This window comes from Nocardiopsis sp. ATB16-24 (assembly GCF_030271535.1).
GTDB lineage: Bacteria > Actinomycetota > Actinomycetes > Streptosporangiales > Streptosporangiaceae > Nocardiopsis.
This window is the reverse complement of record NZ_JASCXJ010000003.1, coordinates 423,931-433,918: the sequence shown is the minus strand read 5'-3', so window position 1 is coordinate 433,918 and position 9,988 is coordinate 423,931. Positions and strand designations below refer to the sequence as shown.

At 68.6% G+C, this 9,988-nt stretch carries 11 protein-coding genes; 6 read left to right on the top strand and 5 right to left on the bottom strand.

Features of this window, described 5'->3' with window-relative positions:
* Positions 1-191 (top strand): biotin/lipoyl-containing protein (locus PFX91_RS06220; protein WP_285730065.1); only part of this gene is annotated, 191 nt, incomplete at its 5' end.
* Between the two features lie 148 nt (positions 192-339).
* On the opposite strand, the gene PFX91_RS06215 is transcribed toward PFX91_RS06220, so the two are convergent.
* Positions 340-654: a peptide deformylase gene (locus tag PFX91_RS06215; RefSeq protein WP_285730064.1), complete on the bottom strand. Its 315-nt coding sequence runs from the start codon at positions 652-654 to the stop codon at positions 340-342.
* A 31-nt stretch (positions 655-685) separates the two neighbouring features.
* On the opposite strand from PFX91_RS06215, the gene PFX91_RS06210 reads away from it, so the two are divergent.
* Entirely contained in the window at positions 686-985 is a 300-nt protein-coding gene (locus PFX91_RS06210) for a hypothetical protein (RefSeq protein WP_285730062.1), read from the top strand.
* Complete coding sequence (cyaB, locus tag PFX91_RS06205; protein ID WP_502888257.1) at positions 982-1,557, top strand: class IV adenylate cyclase; 576 nt, start codon at positions 982-984, stop codon at positions 1,555-1,557. Before PFX91_RS06210 ends, cyaB begins: the two co-directional genes overlap by 4 nt.
* 271 nt (positions 1,558-1,828) lie before the next feature.
* Here the strand turns inward: cyaB and PFX91_RS06200 are convergent, their stop codons facing one another.
* A complete protein-coding gene (locus PFX91_RS06200) occupies positions 1,829-2,506 on the bottom strand; it encodes a Uma2 family endonuclease (RefSeq protein WP_285730103.1) in 678 nt (225 codons plus the stop codon).
* Positions 2,507-2,929: 423 nt separating this feature from the next.
* Between PFX91_RS06200 and PFX91_RS06195 the strand changes: the two genes are divergently transcribed.
* Complete coding sequence (locus PFX91_RS06195) at positions 2,930-4,363, top strand: dicarboxylate/amino acid:cation symporter (protein ID WP_285730059.1); 1,434 nt, start codon at positions 2,930-2,932, stop codon at positions 4,361-4,363.
* Between the two features lie 150 nt (positions 4,364-4,513).
* Entirely contained in the window at positions 4,514-5,803 is a 1,290-nt protein-coding gene (locus tag PFX91_RS06190) for a chemotaxis protein CheA (protein ID WP_285730057.1), read from the top strand.
* Positions 5,804-5,877: 74 nt separating this feature from the next.
* On the opposite strand, the gene PFX91_RS06185 is transcribed toward PFX91_RS06190, so the two are convergent.
* From PFX91_RS06185 to PFX91_RS06175, 3 genes are all read right to left on the bottom strand, one after another.
* On the bottom strand, positions 5,878-6,519 hold the full coding sequence (locus tag PFX91_RS06185; protein ID WP_285730056.1) for an AAA family ATPase: 642 nt from the start codon (positions 6,517-6,519) through the stop codon (positions 5,878-5,880).
* 30 nt (positions 6,520-6,549) lie between these two features.
* Positions 6,550-6,900, bottom strand: coding sequence for a TFIIB-type zinc ribbon-containing protein (locus PFX91_RS06180; protein ID WP_285730055.1), 351 nt, complete (start codon positions 6,898-6,900; stop codon positions 6,550-6,552).
* Between the two features lie 115 nt (positions 6,901-7,015).
* Positions 7,016-8,404 (bottom strand): NAD(P)H-quinone dehydrogenase, encoded by a 1,389-nt coding sequence (locus PFX91_RS06175; RefSeq protein ID WP_285730053.1) that lies wholly within the window; start codon positions 8,402-8,404, stop codon positions 7,016-7,018.
* A 377-nt stretch (positions 8,405-8,781) separates the two neighbouring features.
* Between PFX91_RS06175 and PFX91_RS06170 the strand changes: the two genes are divergently transcribed.
* Entirely contained in the window at positions 8,782-9,603 is an 822-nt protein-coding gene (locus PFX91_RS06170) for a purine-nucleoside phosphorylase (RefSeq protein WP_502888264.1), read from the top strand.
* The last annotated feature ends 385 nt before the right edge of the window (positions 9,604-9,988 follow it).

Here is a 9,988-nt window from a genome sequence, read left to right as displayed (position 1 = left end):
GCACCGTGGTCAAGCTCGTGGCCCAGGAGGGCGCCGAGGTCGCCGAGGGCGACACGGTGGTCGTGATCGAGGCCATGAAGATGGAACAGCCGCTGACCGCGCACAAGGCCGGGACGGTCACCGGCCTGAAGGTGGTCGCGGGTGAGACGGTGGGCAACGGCGCCGTCGTCTGCGAGATCAAGGACGCCTAGTACCGCAACGACGGGTTGTCGCGGTACCAGCCCACCACCTGGTCGCGGGCCTGTTCCGAGATACCGACCCGTACCCACCACGACCATCACCAAGGCCGCGCCGGGAGTTCTTCCCGGCGCGGCCGTCCACCGCTGCCCCGGCGCTCCCTCATACCGTGCCGCGGTCGTAGTCCCAGGACTTCCCGGTTCCCCGGTACTCCTCCACCGGGATGGGAGACACCCCGTCGGCCATGCGTGCTTTGTAGGTCATGCCGTGAAGGTGGTCCACCTCGTGTGCCACCAGACGGGCCAGGGCGTCCGTGAACACGGTGATGGCGGTGGTCCCGTCGGTGAGGGTGTGCTCGACCTCGATTCGACGTGCGCGGGGAACGATCCCGCGCACGTCGAAGAAGCTCAGACATCCCTCGTACCGGGAATCCGTCTGCGAGGATTCGCCGATGATCTCCGGGTTGAGCAGAACCACCGGAGCGGCGTCGGAATCGGGAGGAAGAACGATGGCCTTCGCCCGAGCGATGTCCTCGTTCAACGAGATCGGCGCCGACATCTCTCGCCAGACCGTGCTCCTGCCTTCCAGGGCCGAGGACATCATGGTCAGGCAGCGTCATCACTACAACCGCTATCTGGCCAAACGGCTCGCCAACCCTCTGAAGGACGCCGAACAGCTCGTGTTGTTCCGTAACATCCCGGTGTCGGACTCCCGGACTCTGTCCGAGGCCCTGCACGGGGTACGGGAGTCGTTCAGCAAGCACGACCTCGCCCGCGTATACGCGGCTCTCACCCCCGGAAGGGAATGATCCCGGTGCCCTTGGTCGAGATCGAACGCAAACGCGCGCTGGAGAAGCGAGAGCTGCTGGAGCGGAGCCTGGAGGAGTGGGGATTCGTCCCCACAGGGCCGGTGGTGGAGGTCGACACTTACTACAGCCGCCCCGACGTCGACTTCCTGGAGACGGTCGAGTGTCTGCGGGTTCGGGAACGGGACGGGGGGTGCGAGGTCACCTACAAACCCGCCTCCGACGCCACCACCCATGGCACCGACGGTGTCATCGCCAAGCAGGAGACCAACGTGGCGTTGGCCGACAGCGGTCAGGTCGCGCACGCCCACCGACTGTTGGAGGCGTTGGGCATGGTCCTGCTGGCGCGCGTGGAGAAGTCGCGTACCTGTTACCGCGCTTCGGAGTGGCCGGAGCTGTCGGTGGTGGTGGACACGGTTGCGGGCTTGGGCTCGTTCGTCGAGACCGAGATCGTTTCCGCAGGCACTCGTGAGGACGTTGTTCGTCGGCTGGAGGAAACCGAGCGGCTCCTACGGTTGGACTCTCACCCGGTGGTGACCCTCCCGTATCGGGACCTGGTGCTGAGCAGCCGGTGACGGTGTGGTGTTCGTACCTGTTCCTGGGCCATGGTGCTGTCGGACTTGCGCGGATGCACCCGAACTGAACAATCCGGTGGTGGCCGCAGGCGAGGTGGCCTTCGACGCTCAGGAGTTTCTGCTGTCGCGGCGGTGGGTGGACACGTGCTGAGAAAAGGACCACCTCCCATGGAGAGAACGGGGCCTAGAGCCGAACCTCGAAGGTCCTTCCAACCACTCCGAGCACGGCGAGAGGGCCGAAGGCCCGCGTCGGGGCGCCCGCGTCGTCCCGTCAGTTCTTCGCCCGTGGGGGCCGCGGTAGACGGGTGAGATCGATGTCCAGACGGCAGGGCACGTCCACTTTGAGACGGCTTCGCTGCACACTCACGTTCGTGTGCTTCTCGTTGACCGGATCGAGTTCGTACACGTACACCACGGAACCGTGGTCCCCCTCCTGTTCGACCAACCAGAAGTGGGGAATACCGGCCTGCGCGTAGAGCTGGGGCTTGCGGCCCCGATCCCGCACCTCCGATTCGGGCGAGAGGACCTCGACCGCCAACCGCACCGACTCGGCGGTGACCGACGTACCGTTCGGCCCCTCGTATGCCTCGACGTCGATGATCACGAGATCCGGTTCGGGCCGTTGACGTTCGCCCAGAGTCACCGTCATCCCCCGACACGCCAACAGAGTCTCCGGCGTCTGAGACCTCATCTCCATCACCAAGAGATCCAGCATGAACGTGTGGAAGAGCTTCTGAGGGCTCACCAGTACCAGATTTCCGTCGATGAGTTCGGTGTGCGGCGGAAGATCCGGGATGCGGTCGAGGTCCTCTGCGGTGAACCCGTCCTGTGGCGGCATCGGAAGCAGCACCGCGCCGTCGAGTTCTGGGTCAGGTCGCGCGACCACGGCTGGAACGGGCATGTCACGGTCTCCGATCATCGGATCGTTCTCGTCGCCCACGGTAGCCATCACTGTCACCCCGTAACGGTGCTTCCCGCACATCGTCCCACCTGACTCCCCACCGGAGGGTGATCCTCACCGCATCCGCCGGCAGGCGGCACCGAAACGCCCGCCCTGTCGGCGATACGGCCCCGAGGAGGAACTCGGTGACGGCCACCTGGGAGGAATACCGGACATGAGGAGGGTTGTTGTCCCCTGTCGTGACGAACATCTGGGGACTGACGCGACGTTGGCACATCGACCTGTGCCGTTGCGGTTGTCAGGCGTGTAGCTAGGTCCACGCGCCGCCCGTCCGGGCGGTGCGCCACGCACCCCTCCCCGTGCACCCTCCCCTGGGTGATTTCCGCCGTTCCTCGGCCAGAACCCCTTCCGTGCCCGCCGCGTCACCCCACGCGGTCCTCGGGCCGTCTTCACATCCTGGAGTCCCATCCCGTGTCCGCACAGAGCACAGGTGTGCCCGCACAGCGCAGAACCCCCCGCTTCCCGTTCGCGGCCCAGGTCCTCACCGGCCTGGTCCTCGGCGTCGTATTGGGCTTCGTCGCCCTTCGGATCGGCCCGGTCGGCGACGAGCAGCCGAACTGGCTCGCCGTGACGTTGGAGACCGTCGGCTCCACCTTCGTCACGCTGTTGAGGACGATCGTGCCGCCATTGATCGTCCTCGCCGTCATCTCCTCCATCGCCAATCTGCGCAACGTCGCCAACGCGGCGAGACTGGCGTGGAAGACACTGCTGTGGTTCGGCGGCACCGCCCTGATCGCGGTGGCCATCGGCATCACGCTCGGCCTGACCCTCCGCCCGGGCCTCAACAGCGGCGTGGACGACTCCACCCTGGCCGAGCCCTCGGGCACCGGCTCCTGGCTGGCGTTCATCGAGAGCATCGTCCCCGTCAACTTCCTGGGACTGGGCGCCAGGGTCTCCGGCGCCGACGACGGATCCTTCAGCGCCTCCCTGGACTTCAACGTCCTGCAACTGATCGTCATCGCCGTCGTCCTCGGCGTCGCAGCGGTGAAGGTCGGCAAGGCGGCCGAGCCGTTCATCACCTTCACCGACTCCGCGCTCCAGGTCGTGCTCAAGGCCCTGTGGTGGGTCATCCGCCTGGCCCCGATCGGCACCGTCGGGCTGTTGGGCAACGCCGTGTACAGCTACGGCTGGACCACCATCGGCGCCCTGGGCAAGTACACGCTGACCATCTACATCGGCCTGGCGTTGGTGCTGTTCGCCGTCTACCCGCTGCTCGCCCGCCTCAACGGCCTGTCCCCGCTGAAGTACTTCAGCGGTGTGTGGCCCGCGGTCCAGCTCGGCTTCGTGTCCCGCTCCTCGATGGGCACCATGCCCGTCACCCAACGCGTCACCGAGCAGAACCTGGGTGTGCCGCGCTACTACTCCGCCTTCGCCGTCCCCTTCGGCGCCACCACCAAGATGGACGGCTGCGCCGCCATCTACCCGGCGATCTCGGCGATCTTCATCGCCCAGTTCTTCCCCGGTGTCAGCCTCGGGGTCACCGACTACCTGCTGATCGCGTTCGTGTCGGTGATCGGCTCCGCCGCGACCGCCGGCACCACGGGCGCGACCGTCATGCTGACCCTGACCCTGTCCACCCTGGGCCTGCCCCTGGAGGGCGTGGGCCTGCTGCTGGCCGTCGACCCGATCCTGGACATGGGGCGCACCGCGGTCAACGTCGCGGGCCAGGCACTGGTCCCGGCCATCGTCGCCAAGCGGGAGGGCATCTTGGACCTGCCCCGCTACAACGCGCCGCGCACCGCCTCCGGCTTCGTACCGCTGGACGAGACCCGTACCGACGCCGAGGGCGATGAGGCCGGTGAGGAACCGGACGCCCCGAAGACCACGGTGGGGGCCTCCGGCTAGGGCCGGTGTCCGCCGTGCCCCCTCCCCGCGGCCCGCCGGAGTCCTCCGGTGGGCCGCGGCGTGTTCCACCCCACGTGGGATGGGGCACATCGGGAACTGTGAGGGGGAGGTCATTCGTCTTTATCCTTGAGGGAGGCGAGAGGAACGATCATGCTGCGCCGCTTGGCAACATCCACTGCGCTGACCGCCGGACTCGCGGCGGCGGCGGTGAGCGTCGCGGCGGTACCCGCCGCGGCCGATACCCAGCCCCAACTACCGGACGCTCAGGCCGTCGTCGACGAACTGGAGGACGACGGCGTCTTCATCGAGCCGAGTATCGACGCCATCCCCTCGGCCGAGGAGGGCGCCCTGGAGGCGGCTTCGGCCGGCTCGGACACACCCGTCTACTACGTGATCCTGCCTTCCGACACCGTCGCCTCACAGGCCGGGCTCGACGTCCTGATGGACCCGGTCATGGACGAGGTCGGCGACGGCGTCTACGCCGTGTTCGCGGGCAACCAGGACTTCGTCGTCCTGTCACCGGACGTGGAGGACACCCAGGCCATCCGTGACATCGCCGTCCGTGAGGGCGGCGGCAACCAGGTGGACACCCTCGTGGCCGTCCCCGAGGCGGTCGGTCAGGTGGAGGAGTCCGAACAGGCGGGGACCGTCTCCGGACTGGTGCTCCTCGGACTCCTGCTGGCGCTCGTCGCCGCGGGCGCCTGGTTCGTCCACAACAGCCGGAAGAAGCGCGAGGCGGAGAAGGCCAAGCAGCTGGAGGAGATCCGGCAGATGGCCACCGAGGACGTCGTCCGGCTCGGTGAGGACGTCGCACGTCTGGAGATCGACCTGGCCAAGGTCGACGACGCCACCCGCGAGGACTACTCCCGCGCCATGGACGCCTACGACCAGGCCAAGTCCCTGTTGGACACCATCCAGGAACCCGAGCAGGTCCGGTTGGTGACCAGCGCCCTGGAGGACGGCCGCTACTACATGACCGCCACGCGGGCCCGGATGAACGGTGACCCGGTCCCCGACCGGCGCGGCCCGTGCTTCTTCAACCCACAGCACGGTCCGTCCACGGAGGACGTCGTCTGGGCTCCGCCCGGCGGCTCTCCCCGCGAGGTCACCGCTTGTGCGGACTGTGCCCGGGCCGTGCGCACCGGTGGTCAGCCGGACGTCCGCCTGGTCGAGGTGGACGGCGAACGTCGCCCGTACTACGACGCCGGCCCGGCTTACTCGCCCTACGCCAGCGGCTACTTCGGCATGAACATGATGATGGGCATGTTCAGCGGCATGATGATGGGCTCCATGATGGGGTCGATGATGGGCATGGGCATGGGCATGGGTCTCGGTGCCGGAGACGTCGGTGCCGAGGGCGACTTCGGAGGCGGAGACGACTTCGGGGGCGACTTCGGTGGAGGCGGGGACTTCGGCGACTTCGGAGGCTTCGACTTCTGACCGCTTCCGTGTCCTCAGGGCTCCGGGCGACACGCCCGGAGCCCTTTCCTCGTCGCGGACCCGGTACCGTCCGCTCACGTGCCGTCGGCCGCCGCCTGTAGCCGACCGATCCACCCGCACACGGCCTCGGCGGTCTCCACGGGGTCGGTCCGGGTGGTGTCGAGCAGTGTCAGTGGAGGGTCGAGGGCCTCCGCCCGGTCCACCACCCAGGCCGCGAACTCCAGGTTCTCCCTGATCCGCTCCTCGTCCCACCCCCGCCAGGCCGGTCGGGCACGCAGGCGCGCGGCCAGGACGTCGGGTTCACAGGTCAACGCGAGATAGTGGACGTCCGTGAACAGGGCGCGTTCGGGCAGGGGCTCGAACTCCGGCGGCATCACCGTCCCGCACAGCACGACGGGCCGACCGCTCTGTTGCACCATGGCGGCCGTACGCAGCCATGTGGAGCGGAACAGGCGGTGGTCGTGGGCGGGGTCCCGGAGTCCGCCCACCCACAACAGGTCCTGTTCGAGGACGACGAAGCGGCTCCTGAGCCTTTCCAGGAGCATCCCGGCGATGGTGGACTTACCGGTGCCGCTGGGACCCGACACGCAGTACAGGGGCAGGCGCAGGAACGGGCGGGTGCGCAGGCAGGAGGCGCAGCGCAGCGTCGAGGTCCCCGCGTCGGTGTCGGGGACCTCGTCCCATTCCCCGCAGTGGACGCAGATCAGCGGGTGCACGGGGCTCCTCGGCCGGTTCGGGCTCGGGGATCAGTCGAAGAGCTGTTCCAGGAAGCTCTTGCGGCGCCTCCTGTACGGCGGGGGCGAGTCCCGATAGCCGCCGTGGTAGCCACGCGGGGAGTCGGGATAACCACCGCGGTAGCCGCGCGGAGAGTCGGGGTAGCCGCCGGGATGGCCGGCCACGGGAGCCTGGGGGTAGGCGGGCGGCGGGGTCTGGGGGGCCGGGGGCGGCGCGAAACCGTAGTGCCGTCGCTCGGCGTCCACGATGCGCTCCAACTCTCCCCGGTCCAGGAAGATGCCCTGACAGCCGTCACACTGTTCGATGTGGACGCCCTGCCGGTCGAAGGTGCGCATGGCGCTTTGACATTTGGGACAGATCACGGGAGGACGTTACCCGATCCGCGTCAAGAACGGGTAAGGAGGACGGCGGCGCGGGCGGAGCCCACCGCGAGCCTCACGGGCGAAGACGCGGCGGGCTCCGGGGAGTAGGAGGGGATTACTCCGGTGAGGCCAGCATCAGGGAGCGGGCCGCCTCGGTGACGCTGCCCGACAGCGACGGGTAGACCGAGAAGGTGTGGGCGATGTCGTCCACCGTCAGACGCTGTTGGACCGCGATGGACACGCCCAGGATGAGTTCGCTCGCACGAGGACCGACGATGACCCCGCCCAGCACGATACCGGTGTGCTGACGACAGATCAGCTTGACGAAACCGTCCCTGACCTCGTTCATCTTGGCCCGAGGGTTGGTGTTGAGCGGCAGGGTGACCGTTCGGCCGTCGATCCGACCGCTGCGCACGTCGTCCTCGCTGGCGCCCACCGCGGCCAGTTCGGGGTGGGTGAACACGGTGGAGGCCACGGTGGAGAGCTTGAGCGGGGCGACGGCCTCGCCGAGAGCGTGCCACATGGCGATGCGGCCCTGCATCGCGGCCACGGAGGCCAGCATGTTCACGCCCGTGCAGTCGCCCGCCGCGTACACACCGGGGACGGTGGTACGTGAGACCCGGTCGACCTCCACGAACCCTCCGTCGCCCAGGCGCACGCCCGCCTCCTCCAGGCCGAGATCCGCCGTGTTGGGGATCATGCCGACCGTCATCAGGCAGTGGCTGCCCTCCACCGTGCGACCGTCGGAGAGGGTGACGATCACACCGTCACCGATGCGCTCGACCGACTCGGCGCGGGTCCTGCTGAGGACGGTCATGCCACGGCGCATGAAGACCTCCTCCAGCACCTCGGCGGCGTCGGCGTCCTGGGTGGGCATGACGCGCTCACGGGACGAGACGAGGGTGACGTTGGAGCCCAGGGCCTGGTAGGCACTGGCGAACTCGGCTCCGGTGACCCCCGACCCGACCACGATCAACTTCTCGGGAAGCTCCTCCATGTCATAGAGGTGGCGCCAGGTGAGGATGCGTTCGCCGTCCGGCTTGGCCGAGGGCAACTCGCGCGGGTGCGCACCCGTGGCGATGAGCACGACGTCGGCGCGCAGTCGCCGGTCACCGACCGCCACGATGCGCGGGTCGACCAGACGGGCCTCACCGCTGACGACCTTCACACCCTCCTTGATCAGACGCGCCCGGGTGTCCTCGGACTGGGCTCGGGCCAGGCGTTTGATCCGGGAGTTGACCTGGTCGCTGTCCACGTCGACCAAGGTCTTGTCGTGACCGTCGTGGCCGTCGTGGATGTGGATACCGAGGTGGTCGGCCTCGCGCACGTACGTGGTGCGGGTGGACGTGGCGATCAGGGTCTTGGAGGGAACGCAGTCGGTCAGGACGCAAGCGCCACCGATGCCGTCGCGTTCCACCACGGTCACGTCCGCGTCGAGTTGCGCGGCGACCAACGCCGCCTCATAACCCCCGGGCCCGCCACCGATGATCACGACCTTAGTCACGCTGCTTCACTCCCTCTGGGCCGAGCCGCCACGCACGCCTCGTGATCGGACGATACGCGGGCATGACGGGGCACCACCTGATTCATCTTTTCCCCCATTGTCGGTCATGCCGATCGGCGGAAACAGCAGACGCCCCGGGCACGGCCGCTCCCCCGCCGTCATCCGTGCCCGTCCGTGACGCGCACCGCACCCGCCCGCGCCGGACCCACGGCCTCGTACCACCGTCGACCGTGGCGCCGGGACCGGGGCGTGCCGCGGTCCTCGGGACCGATCCCGTGACGCACATGACAGGGGGACCGGCGTCCGTGGACGGTCCGGACACACGCGTCCGTGCCTACGGAACATTCCGGTCCCCCACGGGTAGCATCCGTCGTGTGATGGAACGAGAGCAGCGGGCGAGGACGACCGGTGGCGCGAAGGAACTGGCGGCCGGCGCGGCGCACGAGTTGCTGTCCCGTACCGGGGCCGACAGCTTCGACGCACTGGTGGTGCTCGGCTCGGGGTGGGCGGGCGCGGTGGACACACTGGGTTCGCACGACATCGAGTTCGACGCCACCGAACTGCCCGGTTTCCACGCGCCCACGGCGGAGGGCCACTCCTCCAGGGTCCGCAGTATGTGGGTGGGCGAGAAGCGTGTGGTCGTGTTCATGGGACGCATTCACCTCTATGAGGGCTACGGGCCGCTGGAGGTCACCCACGCGGTGCGCACGGGACTGGCCGCGGGTGCGACGATCGCCGTACTGACGGGGTCGGCGGGGTCCCTGCGCACCGACTTCTCCCCAGGCCAACCAGTGGTGGTCCGCGACCACATCAACCTGACCGCCCGTTCCCCGCTCACCGGCTCCTCGTTCGTGGACCTGTCCGACGCCTACAGTGCCAGGCTACGGCGTGCGGTCAACGAGGTCGACGTGACGCTGGCCGAGGGCGTGTACGTGTCCACGATCGGGCCGCAGATGCAGACGCCCTCGGAGCTGAAGGTGCTGCGTCAGGCGGGGGCGGACCTGGTGGGGCGGTCGATCGCCCTCGAGACCATCGCCGCCGTGGAGATGGGCGCCGAGGTGCTGGGGCTGGCGATGATCAGCAACGACGCGGTCGGCACGCTGTTCGAGCCCTTCGAGGCCGAACGCGCGCTGGAGGTGGTCACGCAAAGGTCGAGGCGGTTGGGCGAACTGCTCAACAGGGTGATCACCCACATCTAGGAGCGGTCCCGCGAAGCCGGTCCTCGGTCATGAGGACCGCCACGGATCGGCACGGAGCGGACCCGTGCCCAGGGTCCCCCGATCGACGGGGTGCGGGGCCTTCTCGGTGAGGACGGAGACGGCGTGGCCGTCCGGTGGGGCGCCTCCGACCGGATCACCCGGTACCGGCGTGGCGAGCGTACACCCCGAGGCCGGAGGTGGACGGTACCGACCATGATCCGGCCGGAGGCGATGTGCGCCCCGGTGCCCTACGCCGCGCGGGATCCCCGCAGACCCCGTTGGACTCGCGACCCGGACACCTTTCTTCTCGTTATCCAGTTGTACCGCGCGCGTCGCCCTCGGTTCGGTCCCGGCGGGACGTCCGTCCGCGCGAGGTCCACCCCCC